Here is a 14,998-nt window from a genome sequence, read left to right on the forward strand (position 1 = left end):
TAGAAAATAGATAGAATGTACTTCCCATGGTTAAATGAGGGCTTACAGATAAAGCTTCAGTGAGTGATTTCATGCTTTGCATCGCTATTCTCCCCAGAAAGCAATGCAGATACAAACAAGAAACTTCCATCACTCGCTCATACTGTAAATAGACACATAAGAAAAAGCCCAAACAAAGGCAGGTCTCTCAAATACAATGAGCAAAAACCTACCCGCCTGGGCTTTTATCCCTTCGGTGTCATATCCACTTCTTTTCAAAAATGAATATGTGAATCGCTTGGACCAAACTTTCTACTAACGTAAAAATGGGAACCTAGATTCACTTTTTACTCATAGTCCTATCATTTACGGTGATAAGGTAGAAACGTCTGAGCCATATTCTCAAACATATATGAGTGAACCGTATTTAGCTTTTTCTTATCTACAAATATACTATAGGTCTTTCTACAAGTCAACTATAAACGAATAATCTTTTCAATAAAATTATATATAGTTCGCCTTTTACAAAAGTTTACTTTTCAAAAAAGTTTGTTAAACTATCTAACACAGTAGTTGCATCTTCCTATAATTCTGCTTATACTTCGAACTACTTGCATTATCTATAAAGGTCTTCACTCTGTTGAAGACAAAAAGCGATCTAGGGTTCCGTTTAACACATGTTAAAGGCTGGTCCGAGAGAGAGCGTACGGAACGGTCCGTATACACGGAAGGATAAAAGCCTGGGAGAATGACATCATTCTCTCAGGCTTTTCTTTTTAAGGAAGTGCTTATTTAGGCCGGTCCTTTTTTATGTACTTTTTCTCTTTTTCATCCACCAGCCTGCACCCACCATTACTCCCAGTATAAGAATAACAAATATTAAACGATCAACATCATGCAAATATTTTTGGATTTTTTCAATATCTCCAAGTCCTCCTACATAGAGCAAAAAAACAAACCACGGAAAAATACCTAAGGTGCTGTATAAAACAAAGTCCCTAGATTTGATTTTACTAAGGCCTGCCAAATAGGTTATATAGTTTGCGATACTGATGGGACGAGAAATCGTAATACTCCATTTTCCATATTTATGAAACCATTTTTGGGCACGCTTTATATTTTTTTCACCAAACCAGCGCTTGGTAATAGATTCAAACCTGTATCCCATAACGAACGGAATATAGTTGAATGCGATATAAATAACGGTATTGACAGCTGAAACAATAAGGATTTTCCATATTGAAAGCTGCAGCACCGAGCCAATGAGCAAAATCGATAACGTACACGGAAAAGGAATTGCCGCAGCTTCGATTGCTGTAGCAATAAAGATGCCCACTATGCCTAAATTTTGTACAAAATCAATAAACCCTTGCACCTTTTTTCTCCTTTCAATCATACAAATTTCACGTTCTTTCATCATAACTCAAACTATTCAAAATTTCACGATTTCAAAGCAATTTTACTAGTAAAAAAAGCTCATACGCACCCGTTTGCTATATTTGATTATCTTCTATCATATGCAGTTCATAAATGAAGTAATGCAAAAAAAGAAAATAGCAGAAAAAAACTCTTTTATTAGTTGTAATAAAAGAGTCTTTTCTGTCTTGCTATCATTTAATTTTAGCAATAATTTTCCCTTTCACATGGCGTTTTGAAAGCTCTTCTAATGCACTTGGCACTTCTTTTAACGAGATGATGCGCTCAATCATCGGAGCTACTTTCTTCTCTGCTACTAATGCTAAAAGCTCATCGCCCATTTTTGCTAAATCCGCTTGTGCAATCATGTCATCGATGTGGTGTGCAGCATTTAAAGCTACTTCATGATAAGAAATCACCTTTGTAAAAGGCTTTACTTTTGTATAATCAGGTGCACCAGCAATATGTGCTAAATGTCCTCTATAGGCAATCATATCTAAAGAATCAGTTGCGTTCTTTGCGCTCACCGTGTCAAGCACAGCATCTACGCCGCGGCCATTTGTCAGCTCCAATACTTTTTCTACGACGTTTTCCTCGCGATAATCAATTACATAATCAGCTCCTAACGACTTCACATATTCATGGTTATGTGCTGAAGCTGTTGAGAAAACGATTTTTCCAGCGTTTTTAGCAAGCTGCACGCCAAAGCCGCCTACGCCTCCAGCTCCTCCGTGAATTAAAATGGTTTGAATATGGTTCATTGGAAGTTTACGAAATAGTGCTTCATACGCCGTGTAACCTGCAGTAGGTAAAGCAGCAGCTTCTTCAAATGTAACAGCATCAGGAATGCGCGAAATTGAATGAGCAGTTGTAACCGCATATTCAGCATATCCGCCTTTTTTCATAAAGTCCCCGTGATAGACAACGCGGTCTCCTTTTTTCCAGTCAACTACTCCTTCTCCAATTTCATCAATTGTCCCAGCTACATCTAAACCTAGAATGTGAGGATATGTCCAATGAGGGTTTCCGTTAATAGCCGTTTTATAATCAACTGGATTAAGCCCCACTGCGTGAACTTCAACTACTACTTCTCCTTTATTCGGAAGAGGTTTTTCCACTTCTTCTACTTTCATTTCTGTCCATTTATTTTTATCTTGCAATAATAATGCTTTCATAGTTTAACTCTCCTTTTAAATCACTTGGCTAGCGGTGCTTTTATTATTTTATCTAAAAATGATTTGCTTACTATTTTTATTTTAAAGAGAGCTTGTCTATAATACAAATTAGAAAATAAATAGACATCCATAAATAAATTTATAAGAAAGGATGGCGTGAATGATTGATTTTGAATGGTACCGCAGCTTTATTAGCATTTACAAATATCGATCTGTTTCTGAAGCGGCCAGAGCAAGGATCTTAACGCAGCCGGCCATGAGTCAGCACTTAGCTGCTTTAGAAGCTGAAATAGGCGAAGATTTATTTATCCGGGCACCGAGAAAGATGATTCCAACTGAAAAAGGCAAAGAACTGTACACGCGTATTGTCCCGTTAATTGAAAGTCTAGAAGCTGCTTCACTCCAATTAAAAATGAGCGCATCATCTCCCGACGCGCTGCCAGTCGTAAAAATTGGTTCTCCCGTAGAGTATTTTACGGAACAAGCTTTAGAAAGAATAAAAGATGCAGGTATCCGCTGCTACAGCCAGTTTGGTATTGCTTCTGTTTTACTGGAAAAGATACAAAACGACGAAATTGATATTGCTATTACAACCCAAAGATTGCAAATACCAGGAGTCGAATATACGGTCATTGAAGAAGAAGAGTTTGTCTTAACTGTCCCTCCTTCTTTTGAAATGACACCCAGTGAAGACATAGAGGATTTTTTATACAATCAGCGGTGGATTAGCTATGGCCTTGAACTTCCTATTATTAGGCGTTTTTGGCGGCAGCATTTTAAAAAACGGCCTGAAATTCAGCCTCATCATGTGCTTCCAAATCTTCAAACGGTGTTAAAAGCCATTCAGCATCACATGGGAATCAGCCTGCTTCCCCGCTATTTGATTCAAGAAGCGCTCCGAGAAAAAAAGGTGAAAATCGAACTTGAACATTTAGCGGTAAAAAATCAGATCTTTCTTGCTTATAAACTTAAGCATCGAGATCATCCAGTCATTCAAAAAACGATACGCTCGTTAAAAAAGAAGAGGTTGAGAAATAACGACATGAATCCATTCTAAAGACGAACAAATAGGATAACATGAGCGGAACCGCTTGTGACACCGCAGTTGATTTCCATGCAAGGCTTCGCTTTCCGCGGGCGGCCGCTGAGCCTCCTCGTCGCTTACGCTCCTGCGGGGTCTCACCTGTTCCGCTTTTCCCGCAGGAGTCTTTGCCTTGCCCTCCAATCAACTGCTAGAAGGAACGAAAACAGATGAAACCTCCGTTCACCATAGCAAAAAAAAAAACGAACCACTAATCAAACATCTTGATTAGTGGTTCGTCTTTCACCTCGTCTAAAATCATTTTGTTCCAGTCTCTTCTTTTTTTGACAGTTTCTGTGCTGAATCTACTCCTACTAAATCTAAAAAGAAAATAAAAATAGGAATACCAAGGATCAGCCCCCATACGCCCAAGAAATGTTCACCAAATACTAAAATGATAAACGTAATGAACGTTGGCAAATTGGTTTTAGATGACATAAGCTTTGGATTTAATACATAGCTTTCAAGTGCGTGAAGTACTACCACCATAATTAATACAGATAGTACTTTTACACCGCCTCCTAAACTGTAAGCGATTGTACAAAGCGGAATGAGTGAAACAAATACTCCAAGAACCGGCACTAGCCCTAGTAGAAAGACCATAACGCCAAGTGCAAGCAAATTAGGAAACCCTAACACCCACAGCGCAATAACGGATAAAATGCTGTTCACAAAAGCGATAATAAACTGAACTTCTATTACCTTGCCGAAGGAATTAACAAATTTTCTTCCCAAATAGCCAGCTTCTTGAAAAAACCAGCCCAGCCTAGATTGTTCCAACTGGACAAATAATCGGTGAATCCGCGACTTTTCAAGTAAAAAGAATAAGCTTAACAAGAGTGCTAAGAAAACTTGTGCACTTACTTTTCCAATATTGGATAAATAGCTGTATACTAAATCAATATTCTGCTGAATATTTTCTGGTGATTTGAATCTCTTTAGATTATCGATAATATAGGTGACGAATGTATTATCAGGGGGATGCTTGTAAAAATACATCAGCTTCTGTACAAGCTCGGTAACTTGCGTCATAATAACCGGGATATATACATATCCTACAATACCGAGGGCCCCAATCAGTGCGATATAGATGACGATGAGTATAAGCGTTGAATTAAGCGGAAGCTTTCTTCTTAACGTTTGTTGAAAACGACCAATTAAAAAGGTAAAAATAAACGTAAATAACAGCAGCTGAAGCATACTTCTAATGCTGACAAGTAAAACTGTAATGATAATAAGCGTAATGATGCGAACAGTAAGTTTGTTGTGAAGCCAACTTCTTGCAATATTCATGAAACCTTCAATTCTCCTATCTCTCTTTTTCCCAAGTCATTTGTATACATATAAATAAAACGGATACGCTAGACGCTCATATCCGTTTTCGCTATATATAGTGTATCATTTAATATTCAAATTTTACTATATTTCGGCGCTTTTTAGTATGTCTTTATTTTTTCTTCGCTATTCTTTTTCGTTTTCCCATACGTTATGATAAATTAGCTTGTCTAAATCCCTTCTTTTTTCCCAGTTAGCTTGTTCTAAGATTGGTTTCTCAGGGTATTTATCTGTATAGCCAATTGACATGAGCGCTACAGGATCAATATGAGGAGGAATATGTAAAATGTCGCGCACATCATTTTTCTTATAAAAACTTACCCACCCCATTGCCAGTCCTTCTGCATATGAAGCAAGCCACATATTTTGAATCGCACATGCAGTGGACATCATATCGGTTTCTGGAATTGAGTTTCTTCCGAGAACATGAGAGCCACCTCTTGTTGGATCACACGTTACGCAAATAGTTAACGGCGCTTCTTTTAATCCTTGAATCTTTAGCTCTAAAAAATCTTCTTTCTTTTCACCTTCATAATGAATAGCCAGTGCTCTTCTCTCTTTATCCGCTGCCCAGGCAAGTTTATTTTTCACTTCTGTATCAGATACTAATATAAAATTCCAAGGCTGCATAAACCCGACGGAAGGCCCGCTGTGAGCAGCCTGTAAAATGTTATAAACCGTTTCATTAGGAATCTCATCAGACAAAAATGTTCGTACATCTCTTCTTCCGTAAATCGCTTTGTATACCGCTTGCTTTTCGTCGTTTGTAAACGAGTTCATCTTTTTCAACCTCCATTAAACTCTCTTTTTAACTATTTTTCTAAAAAAACATTAAAAAAATGTGATCCAAACTTTCTGTTTTCTCGTATTACTATATGAATCTATCATAAAGGAGGTTGCAAACATGTTCAACGACGTTTTAATGAACTTATTTAATGCGGTAAGCAGCATCATTAACACAATTGGATAATTTGATTGTACATATTTAGTGAGAGAGGAGGCATATTCCATGCTTAACGAGGTACTTATGAACTTTTTTAACGCAGTAAGCAGTATCATCAACACAATCGGATAAAAAAAGCACAAAGAAAAGGGTAACTGCCATTACCACCGTCTTTATGCTTTACTAGTTCAAAATCATATATTTTACAATAAAAAGAACTCTTTGATCAGGAGTTCTTTTTACTTATCCTAACATGTTCCTTTTTATTTGTATATATGCCTTGCTATTTCAACAGATTCACTTATATGTTGCAAGCATACACATAGGTCTGCAGCTCGTAGTGCAGTTCTTTTAAGTCTTCAGCTGCTTGAGTCAATAACTTCTTTCGCTGAGCTGTATACACATCTAAAATCGCTCTTTCTACTTTTACCTTTTCTTCATATAAAATATCTAACTTATCTTCATTTCCTTCAAGGGAAATAGGCTTTAACATAGCAAATTGATAAATGGGTTGTCCATAATCCAATTTTGTTAAAATAGAACCTACTAATACATCCTGCGAGCATTCATATACGAAGTTTAACAGCGTACTTAATTCTTCTAGACGAGAAATATCCAGCTCTGCATTTTCATTGATCACAGTCCCTATATATTGAAAACACTCTTCTTCTAACTCATTATAAATAGTTGTGATGCGGTGCAGTACTTCATTCAACTTCATAAAGTTCCCCCTTCACACACGCTTCTTGATACAACCATATGACAAAACTTGGTGTTTTATACTAACGAAAAAGCGAGGAATATAAACCTCGCTTTTTCTTTTTATCGATACATACTAGCAATGTCTTCAATAAACATAAGCGGTTCTTCTTCTGTTAGTTGTTTAATTGGAGAATAATCCTCTCCCCCAAAACTTTGATCTATGTCTTCAATAAACGAAGAAACTTCTTCCGACTCTTCACGATTAGCCGGCACTTCGTATTTCTGTAATTCTGTACGGTGCACGACGGATAAAATATGGCGAGGAAATTGCTGCTTCGTTTTTCCAAAACAATATACCGGCTTGTGTTTCAAAAAGCGTTCTACCTCCTCTTGCCGGTTATAAATGCTTCCATGATCACCCCAAGCTACCACAACCAGTTCAGCATCTTCCACTGCCTTTTGAATATATTCACCTGTTCTTGTTCCAACAGCTTCTTCTTTTGAAAGCATGCGTAAAAACGAAACATGGTCGGTTTGATAGCTGAATAAATAAACGATTTCTAAAACTCCAAATCCCCACTTTTGCGCCAGTTCTATGCATTTGGATACAGCCGTATCGTCGCTGTATTCATACGTATTTTCTGGAAATGATAAAATAAACGTAAGTTTACGTTCGTTTACTTCACTCCATTTGCATAATAGAGAGTATTTGTATGTGCCTGTTTCATCAAAAATAACTTCTTTTTTCACTGCTTCCATCCCCCTGCCTTCTTACAATCTTGTTACTTATCTATTGCAAATGAGCTAAGCAGTAATCGTAACCTTGACTGTTAAAAGTTTTATTTTATATGTATTTCAAAATCATGCCTTCATGACAACTTTTCTGCCATTTTTTCAAAAAGCAATTTTTTCTTCTATACATGCTTTTTACAGCTAGTGAACATTCACATATACATCTTTCCTCTTTTCGGACCTCCAGTCAAAATAGATAAAATCAAAAGAATGGTCTATAATAAAGAAATAACCAATGACTTTTTCACTCATGTTTTTGACCGTTACGGATTTTTTCTCAGCAGGTATGTTCAAAACTGATCCTCTGAGAAAACAGAAGATAAATTTGTGTAAAGAAAGGATTTTGTAAATGGCTACTACACACACATTTACAAGAGGAGAAGAAATTGCAAATGCGATTACACACGGCGTTGGAGCCGTACTCAGCATTGTTGGATTAACGCTTTTAATCGTACTTTCTTCGTTAGAAGGAACGCCTTGGCATGTTATCAGTTTTACTATTTACGGAGTAACCATGCTGCTTCTCTATGTCTCCTCTACGCTTGTCCATAGCTTTCCGGAAGGTAAGGTAAAAGATCTTTTTGAAATATTCGACCACTCTTCTATTTATTTGTTTATTGCCGGGACTTACACTCCATTTTTATTTATCGCAGTAAAAGGAACCACCGGCTGGACACTTTTTGGAATTGTATGGGGCATCGCTCTTGCAGGAATTGTATTCAAAGCTTTTTTTGTGAAGAAATTCCTTTTTATTTCCACCATTCTTTACGTATTTATGGGATGGATGATTGTATTTGCGTGGGATTCGTTAACTCAAAACATTGCCCATCAAGGAATTGTCCTTCTCGTAGTTGGAGGCGTGCTGTATACAATCGGAGCCGTTTTTTACGTATGGCGAGGATTTCGTTTTCATCATATGATTTGGCATATGTTTGTTCTTGGCGGAACCGTACTCCATTTTTTAGCAATCATTTTATATGTATTGCCTATAACCAACTAAAAAAGAGCCAGAAGGCTCTTTTTTAGTTGGTTATCGAATTCCTTACCACAGTTTTGCCATTTGAGTTACAAGCGTATAGACTCCTAGCACAGCCATAATAACGACCACAAAACCGCCAAAAACGGCAAGCCAAGTCGGATGCTTGTAATCACCTACTATCTTCTTTTTATACGCCGCTATAAGCATCGTTCCGAGTGTAATAGGTAAGATTAACCCATTTAGTGCTCCAGCTAAAATAAGCAGCGTGACCGGCTGACCAATCGTTAAGAAGATCAGAGTTGAAATCGTAATAAATGCAATGATAATCCAGTTTTCATATTTCTCAATCCTTTTACTGAAGGATTTAATAAAGGAAACCGATGTATATGCCGAACCAATAACTGAAGTGATAGCCGCCGCCGCCATGACGATACCGAATAATTTATAGCCAATATCCCCTGCAGCTAACTGAAAAACAGAGGCAGGTGGATTATCAGGATTCAGCTTTAGTCCTTGACTCAACACACCTAGCGTGGCTAAAAATAGAAAAATTCGAATGATCGAAGCAATCGTAATACCGGATACTGCTCCTCTGGTTACTTCAGGAATCGAGGCTTTTCCTTTGATTCCTGCATCTAATAAACGGTGACCTCCTGCAAATGTGATATACCCTCCTACTGTTCCTCCTACAAGAGTAACAATCGCCATTACGTCAATGTTATCCGGCCAAAATGTTTTAGATACCGCTTCTCCTAATGGCGGAGCGGAAGAAACCGCAACATACACCATTAAAATAATTAATATTCCGCCCATTAATTGAGCAAAGCGATCCATTAATTTTCCGGCTTCTTTGACTAAAAAGATTGCAATAGAAATGATAGCTGTAATGACTGCACCCGCTTTAGGAGAAATGCCAAATAGCGCATTGAAGCCAAGACCCGCCCCTCCTACGTTTCCAATATTAAATGCTAAGCCTCCGATTACAATTAAAATAGCGATAAATAAGCCGAGACCTGGCAAAACACTGTTAGCGATATCCTGTGCTCTTTTTTCTGAAACGGCAATAATACGCCATACGTTTAGCTGAACGCCAATGTCTAAGACAATTGACAGTAAAATGACAAAACCAAAACTTGCGGCGAGAGCTTGTGTAAAGACCGTTGTTTGAGTTAAAAACCCTGGGCCCACTGCTGAAGTAGCCATTAAAAATGCTGCTCCGAGCAGCACGCTCCAGTTGCGTTCTTTTTTCATGATGTCACCTCATTGTGGTTGAATAATGATTTGTTCTTCTTTTAGCTTGTCACAAATAGCTTTGGCAAATTCAACAGCATGTGCACCGTCTCCATGAATACAAACGGTATCTGCTTGAATGGGAATCTCTTCATTTTGCACAGTGAGCACTTTTTTTCTTTGACCATTTTAATTACTTGAGAAATAGCCGCTCCTTCATCTTGAATCACGGCGTTTTCAACGTTTCTGGGCGTCAGCATACCGTTATGTTGATAGGTTCGATCTGCAAATACTTCCTGAGACGTACGCAAGCCCATTTCGTTTCCGGCTTTAATCGATTCACTTCCAGCCAGACCATATAGGATAGCTTCCTCACTGACATTATACACAGCTTCAGCAACAGCTTTAGCTATGTCTCGATCCCCTGCAGCCATATTATATAAAGCACCATGAGGTTTCACATGATGAAGGATTCCTCCTTCTGCACGTATAAAAGCTGAAAGGGCCCCCATTTGATATACCATTAAATCATAAGCTTCTCGAGGCGTAATTTTCATATATCTACGTCCAAATCCAGCTAAATCTTGTAATCCGGGATGCGCGCCAATCGCCACATTTTCACTCAAAGCCAGCTTTACTGTTTCTCTCATAACCGAAGGATCTCCGGCATGGAAGCCACAAGCAATGTTTGCTGACGTTACATAGCGCAAAATCTCTTTATCATTTCCTAATTTATAGTTCCCAAAACTCTCCCCTAAGTCACAGTTCAAATCAACGGTAGTCATTTTTCTTCCCCCTTATATTTTCATTCGAAGTGCTCTTTTAATATGATTTATTTTCTTTTCCTGCTCCATATATAAATGCTGAGCTTCATCCAGTGAAACGAATTGAAAAGAAACCTTTTTCCCTGGAGAAACTTGCGCCAGCGCCGAAAAATCGGCAGTTGCTACCTGCCCGATTCTAGGATATCCTCCTGTCGTTTGATGATCTGCTAATAAAACAATGGGCTGTCCTTCTTTTGGTACTTGAATTGTACCGAACGTCACAGCGCTAGAAAGCAGCTCTTTTTCCTTCTCAAGATCTAATTTCTTCCCTTTTAGCCTATAGCCCATTCGGTCAGATTGCGGCGTAACGTCAAATTCTTGATTAAAGAAATGTTGTTGACTTTCTTTCGTAAACCAATCAAATTCCGCACCTTTCATCGTGCGGATAACAGGCGTCTCGTATGAAGGAAGAAGTTTAGGGTGAATTGTCCAAAAAGCCTGCTGAAAAGAGCGGTCCGTTTGCTTTTTCACCAGTTTCTTTATAATTGCTTTCCCTCTTTCTGTAGGAGGATGGCTTAATACTTCATCTCCTGACTGTAATGCTTTACCATGCAGCCCGCCTATCCGAGCGCGAAGTGAAGTAGATGTACTTCCCATAACTGCAGGAACATTAAAAGCACCGGAAACCGCTAAATAAGAACGGCACCCTAAAGCCGGAATACCAAACTGCAGCACGCTCCCTTTTTTTACATATAAAGGTCGCCACATCTTTACGGCTTCATCATTAACAGTTGGCGATAAATCCCCTCCTGTCAGAGCAATCAAAGCATCTTGCTGAAATTCAATTTTTGGTCCCATTAACGTAATTTCAATAACCGGCTGATTTTCTTGATTTCCTACTAATAAGTTGGCAATCCTTAAAGCAACTTTGTCCATTGCCCCGCTGACAATCATGCCGTCCTTTTGATATCCATGTCTGCCGATATCTTGAATTGTTGTTAATAAACCGGGACGTATCACTTTAATACTCATCTTCATCCACCTCCTTTTGTGCTTCATATTCCGTTTCAGAAATGGAAACAAATCGGACACGATCACCTGCTTGAAGCAAGCTTGGCGAGTCTTTTTCTGGGTTAAATAGTGTAAGAGGAGTGCGCCCGATTAACTGCCATCCCCCAGGTGTCTCAATTGGGTACACGCCTGTTTGCATTCCTGCGATGCCAACTGACCCTTTTGGGATGCTGTTTCTCGGTGATTCTTTTCTTGGAGTCGCAATTTCTTTGCTCATCCCTCCCAAGTAAGGAAAACCAGGAGCAAAGCCTATCATATACACCAAATATTCTCCGTTTGTATGAATGGAGATAACTTCATCAGGCGTTAATGAATGAAAAGCAGCTACTCTCTCTAAGTCGGGGCCGTACTTTCCTCCATAACACACCGGAATTTCAATTTGTCTAGCGACCGCTTCAGATTTTTCTTCCTGGCGGAAAAGCAGTTCTTCAATATATGTAGATATTGCTGTGTAAGGATTTCTTCTTCCTTTTTCACTCATTGTCCAAGGATCATAATAGATTGTAACTGTTGTAAAAGCCGGCACATATTCAATCATTCCTTTACATAATGATTGCTCTAGCACCTCAGTAAATTGCTGAATACGTTTATGTATGCCGAAATTAATTTCGTCTCCAAATGAAACGACAATGCCGCTGTCACCAAGAGGATAAAGTCGATAATCGCTACTCATTCCGTCTCCTCCTTTTTCCTTAGTATTGTTTGAGCAGCTCTCTTTAATGCTGTAGTTAGATACATTCATTAGAATTACTAATGGAATTTCTGTTCTTAAATAACAAATCCTTATATATCAAATAAAAAAAAGGACAATAAATCTGTATCCTGTATGGATAATATTATACAAATATAAAATAATCTTATGTTTTACTAAAACAAACTCCAAAGAAAAATTCAACCCTTTAAAAATTTTATCCCCAAAAGGATCACGTTTTTTCAGTTTTCCCATAAAAAAACTGCTTTGTTTTTTATACCAAAGCAGTTTTTTTGTAAACATCTACAAAAAAGGAAAAACTCATGGGCAGTGAACCATTATATACCTCTGCGAGCAAAATCCACAAAACGAAACTTATCAAGACGATGACGTGATTCCGTATATTGAAAAAGGCTAGCATCTTCTAAATACACATAGTTTCTTACTACCACAATATGCTCATAGTCTTTTAAATCTAAGTAACACTTATCTTCGTCCGTCACCTCGTCAACGGAAATTTCTTTTTTAGCAAAGCTTATTTTTAGCCCAAGATCTTTTTCTAAGTATTCATAAATAGAGCCTTTGCATATATCTTTTGTGAGGTGAGGAACATACTTTTTATGAAAAAAATCTTTATCTAAAATAATTTTTTCTCCATCGATTTCACGCGCTCGAACTACTTTCCATATGAGATCTTTTTTCGTCGCCCCAAGCTGTGTGCACAGATCTTGATCGGCTTTGACTAATTCAAATTCTTTTACAATAGTAGTCGATGTATGTCCTAGCTTTTCCGCCACTTCTTTGAAGCTAACAAGTCCTGATACTGGAAAATCAAAGCGTGATACGTCTAATACAAAAGAACCTTTTCCTTTCATTTTTTGAATGTACCCATTTTGTGAAAGTAAATTTAACGCTTTCCGTATTGTTTCACGAGACGTTTGATACTGTTCAACAAGCTCATTTTCAGAAGGAAGTTTTGTGTTAGGACGCCAGTCACCACGTTTAATTTTATCGACTAACTGTTCGTAAATGCTGATAAATTTATTTTCTTTCAATTGCCATCACCTATTTTACTTTCTATATATACCCAATTGTATAAAAAGAACGATAGATTGTCACCCATCGTTCTTTTGACTTTTTTCTTTATTTTTTTAAATGATACACGATTGATTCATACGGCCGAAGCAAGACTTGCTTGAATTCCTTCGATGAATCTTCGTAGTTAGACAGCAATATTTCACTATGATATCCTTCAAAAGTTATATCTTCCGGCAGTTCAAATGCTGTTTCGCTGCCGTAGAAATTATTTATCACCAACAGCTTTTCATCTGCTCCATTTCTGATATAAGCGAAAATCTGCTCGTCTTCTCCAAGAATTAATTCATAGTTTCCATAGGTGATAATCTCGTACTGTTTGCGCAGTGCAATAAGCTTTTGATAAAAATAAAAAATTGAACCTTCATCATCTAGCGCTTTTTCTACATTAATTTCACGGTAGTTATCGCCCGAATTAATCCATGGCTTTCCTTTTGTAAAACCTGCATTTGGCTCATCGCTCCATTGCACCGGTGTACGGGAATTATCTCTTGATTTATGTTTTAAAATCTCTAAAATTTCATTTTCGTCCATTCCTTGTGCACGTTTTATCTCATACACATTTAGTGACTCCACATCTCTATATTCATCAATAGAGGAAAATTTCGGATTTGTCATCCCTATTTCTTCCCCTTGATAGATATAAGGTGTTCCCTGCATCAGATGAATCGTTGCAGCGAGCATTTTAGCAGATTTATTATGATAGAGTTCGTCGTTTCCATAGCGTGAAACAACGCGAGGCTGATCATGGTTGCACCAAAATAATGCATTCCATCCCCCTCCTTTATTCATTTCCGTTTGCCAAATTGATAGAATCTCTTTTAATTTAATAAAATCAAAATCTGCTAGCGCCCACTTTTCACCATTTGGGTAATCGACTTTCAAATGGTGAAAATTAAACGTCATGCTAAGCTCGTGCCGGTCGGGATGAGAGTACTTAATACAGTGGTCAACGGTCGTTGACGACATTTCCCCAACGGTCATGCTATCGTATTTTGAAAAAACTTCTTGATTCATTTCTCGCATATACTCATGAACGCGAGGACCGTCGGTATAAAATTTCCGGCCATCTCCTGGAGCGATAGAACCATCATCATCTAAAAAGCGCTGATCTTTTGAAATTAAGTTAATAACGTCCAGACGAAATCCATCTACTCCTTTTTCAAACCAAAACGTCATCATATCATACACACTGCGGCGTACACGCTCATTTTCCCAGTTCAAATCCGCTTGTGTGACATCAAACAAATGCAGATACGATTGTTCTGTCAGCTTATCATGCTCCCACGCCGAACCTCCAAATTTCGAAACCCAATTTGTCGGAGCACTTCCATCTTCTTTTTGATCTTTCCAAATATAAAAATCTCTGTAGGGGTTATCTTTCGATTTTTTAGCTTCTTGAAACCATTCATGTTCAGTTGACGTATGATTAACGACAATATCCATGATGATTTTAAGATCCCGCTTATGCGCTTCTGCTACTAAACGGTCGAAGTCCTCCATTGTTCCGTATTCTTCTTGAATAACAAAATAATCACTTATATCATATCCGTTATCCCGCTGCGGTGATTTATAAATTGGCGTTAGCCACACAACATCTACCCCGAGTTTTTTCAAATAATCTAGCTTTTCAATAATGCCAGCTATATCACCTACGCCGTTTCCAGTCGTATCATAAAAACTTTTTGGATAAATTTGATAAACAACAGATTTTTTCCACCAAGGTTCTTGCATTTTTAACACCA

The 14,998-nt window shown here is 38.0% G+C and carries 14 protein-coding genes, 1 pseudogene and 2 riboswitches; of the genes and pseudogenes, 2 read left to right on the plus strand and 13 right to left on the minus strand.

Features of this window, described 5'->3' with window-relative positions; translation table 11 throughout:
* Positions 1-313: 313 nt before the first annotated feature.
* A riboswitch (purine riboswitch) is annotated at positions 314-415 on the minus strand.
* A 211-nt stretch (positions 416-626) separates the two neighbouring features.
* A riboswitch (guanidine-I (ykkC/yxkD leader) is annotated at positions 627-728 on the plus strand.
* Positions 729-787: 59 nt separating this feature from the next.
* Both N178_RS15205 and N178_RS15210 read right to left on the minus strand, forming a co-directional pair.
* Positions 788-1,354, minus strand: a complete 567-nt coding sequence (locus N178_RS15205; RefSeq protein ID WP_237758482.1) for a DedA family protein — start codon at positions 1,352-1,354, stop codon at positions 788-790.
* A gap of 235 nt (positions 1,355-1,589) precedes the next feature.
* On the minus strand, positions 1,590-2,570 hold the full coding sequence (locus N178_RS15210) for a zinc-binding dehydrogenase (RefSeq protein WP_045293224.1): 981 nt from the start codon (positions 2,568-2,570) through the stop codon (positions 1,590-1,592).
* Between the two features lie 160 nt (positions 2,571-2,730).
* Here N178_RS15210 and N178_RS15215 point away from each other — a divergent pair, with 160 nt between their 5' ends.
* Positions 2,731-3,627 carry a LysR family transcriptional regulator gene (locus N178_RS15215; RefSeq protein ID WP_045293226.1) on the plus strand — a complete coding sequence of 299 codons (897 nt, stop codon included), beginning with the start codon at positions 2,731-2,733 and terminating at the stop codon, positions 3,625-3,627.
* Here N178_RS15215 and N178_RS26040 read toward each other — a convergent pair.
* The 5 genes from N178_RS26040 to N178_RS15235 form a co-directional block, all read right to left on the minus strand.
* Positions 3,560-3,799, minus strand: a complete 240-nt coding sequence (locus N178_RS26040) for a hypothetical protein (RefSeq protein ID WP_237758484.1) — start codon at positions 3,797-3,799, stop codon at positions 3,560-3,562. The genes N178_RS15215 and N178_RS26040 overlap by 68 nt on opposite strands.
* A gap of 110 nt (positions 3,800-3,909) precedes the next feature.
* Positions 3,910-4,944 (minus strand): AI-2E family transporter, encoded by a 1,035-nt coding sequence (locus N178_RS15220; protein ID WP_045293228.1) that lies wholly within the window; start codon positions 4,942-4,944, stop codon positions 3,910-3,912.
* A 168-nt stretch (positions 4,945-5,112) separates the two neighbouring features.
* Complete coding sequence (gene bluB / locus N178_RS15225) at positions 5,113-5,766, minus strand: 5,6-dimethylbenzimidazole synthase (protein ID WP_013055676.1); 654 nt, start codon at positions 5,764-5,766, stop codon at positions 5,113-5,115.
* 464 nt (positions 5,767-6,230) lie between these two features.
* Positions 6,231-6,650, minus strand: a complete 420-nt coding sequence (locus N178_RS15230; protein WP_016763238.1) for a hypothetical protein — start codon at positions 6,648-6,650, stop codon at positions 6,231-6,233.
* 101 nt (positions 6,651-6,751) lie between these two features.
* Complete coding sequence (locus N178_RS15235; protein ID WP_217916040.1) at positions 6,752-7,390, minus strand: DUF1643 domain-containing protein; 639 nt, start codon at positions 7,388-7,390, stop codon at positions 6,752-6,754.
* A gap of 382 nt (positions 7,391-7,772) precedes the next feature.
* Between N178_RS15235 and trhA the strand changes: the two genes are divergently transcribed.
* Positions 7,773-8,423: a PAQR family membrane homeostasis protein TrhA gene (trhA, locus tag N178_RS15240; RefSeq protein ID WP_013055671.1), complete on the plus strand. Its 651-nt coding sequence runs from the start codon at positions 7,773-7,775 to the stop codon at positions 8,421-8,423.
* 42 nt (positions 8,424-8,465) lie between these two features.
* Here trhA and N178_RS15245 read toward each other — a convergent pair whose 3' ends face one another.
* From N178_RS15245 to treC, 6 genes and pseudogenes are all read right to left on the minus strand, one after another.
* Positions 8,466-9,653, minus strand: a complete 1,188-nt coding sequence (locus N178_RS15245; protein ID WP_045293230.1) for an NRAMP family divalent metal transporter — start codon at positions 9,651-9,653, stop codon at positions 8,466-8,468.
* Positions 9,654-9,755: 102 nt separating this feature from the next.
* Positions 9,756-10,417: pseudogene (locus N178_RS15250) on the minus strand (5-oxoprolinase subunit PxpA); the annotation flags it as partial.
* A 12-nt stretch (positions 10,418-10,429) separates the two neighbouring features.
* Positions 10,430-11,428, minus strand: coding sequence for a 5-oxoprolinase subunit C family protein (locus tag N178_RS15255; protein ID WP_045293233.1), 999 nt, complete (start codon positions 11,426-11,428; stop codon positions 10,430-10,432).
* On the minus strand, positions 11,418-12,140 hold the full coding sequence (pxpB, locus tag N178_RS15260; protein WP_045293235.1) for a 5-oxoprolinase subunit PxpB: 723 nt from the start codon (positions 12,138-12,140) through the stop codon (positions 11,418-11,420). Before pxpB ends, N178_RS15255 begins: the two co-directional genes overlap by 11 nt.
* Positions 12,141-12,496: 356 nt before the next feature.
* Positions 12,497-13,213: a trehalose operon repressor gene (treR, locus tag N178_RS15270; RefSeq protein WP_045293239.1), complete on the minus strand. Its 717-nt coding sequence runs from the start codon at positions 13,211-13,213 to the stop codon at positions 12,497-12,499.
* An 88-nt stretch (positions 13,214-13,301) separates the two neighbouring features.
* A complete protein-coding gene (treC, locus tag N178_RS15275; protein ID WP_045293241.1) occupies positions 13,302-14,987 on the minus strand; it encodes an alpha,alpha-phosphotrehalase in 1,686 nt (561 codons plus the stop codon).
* Between the last annotated feature and the right edge of the window lie 11 nt (positions 14,988-14,998).

The sequence above is a fragment of the Priestia aryabhattai B8W22 genome (assembly GCF_000956595.1).
Classification (GTDB): Bacteria; Bacillota; Bacilli; order Bacillales; family Bacillaceae_H; genus Priestia; species Priestia aryabhattai.

What these genes read in the sequence shown, in the direction of transcription:
- N178_RS15210 (WP_045293224.1), bottom strand. Translation starts at nt 2,570, where the DNA reads ATGAAAGCATTATTATTGCAAGATAAAAATAAATGGACAGAAATGAAA.
- N178_RS15215 (WP_045293226.1), top strand. Translation starts at nt 2,731, where the DNA reads ATGATTGATTTTGAATGGTACCGCAGCTTTATTAGCATTTACAAATAT.
- N178_RS15220 (WP_045293228.1), bottom strand. Translation starts at nt 4,944, where the DNA reads ATGAATATTGCAAGAAGTTGGCTTCACAACAAACTTACTGTTCGCATC.
- bluB (WP_013055676.1), bottom strand. Translation starts at nt 5,766, where the DNA reads ATGAACTCGTTTACAAACGACGAAAAGCAAGCGGTATACAAAGCGATT.
- N178_RS15230 (WP_016763238.1), bottom strand. Translation starts at nt 6,650, where the DNA reads ATGAAGTTGAATGAAGTACTGCACCGCATCACAACTATTTATAATGAG.
- N178_RS15235 (WP_217916040.1), bottom strand. Translation starts at nt 7,390, where the DNA reads ATGGAAGCAGTGAAAAAAGAAGTTATTTTTGATGAAACAGGCACATAC.
- trhA (WP_013055671.1), top strand. Translation starts at nt 7,773, where the DNA reads ATGGCTACTACACACACATTTACAAGAGGAGAAGAAATTGCAAATGCG.
- N178_RS15245 (WP_045293230.1), bottom strand. Translation starts at nt 9,653, where the DNA reads ATGAAAAAAGAACGCAACTGGAGCGTGCTGCTCGGAGCAGCATTTTTA.
- N178_RS15255 (WP_045293233.1), bottom strand. Translation starts at nt 11,428, where the DNA reads ATGAGTATTAAAGTGATACGTCCCGGTTTATTAACAACAATTCAAGAT.
- pxpB (WP_045293235.1), bottom strand. Translation starts at nt 12,140, where the DNA reads ATGAGTAGCGATTATCGACTTTATCCTCTTGGTGACAGCGGCATTGTC.
- treC (WP_045293241.1), bottom strand. Translation starts at nt 14,987, where the DNA reads ATGCAAGAACCTTGGTGGAAAAAATCTGTTGTTTATCAAATTTATCCA.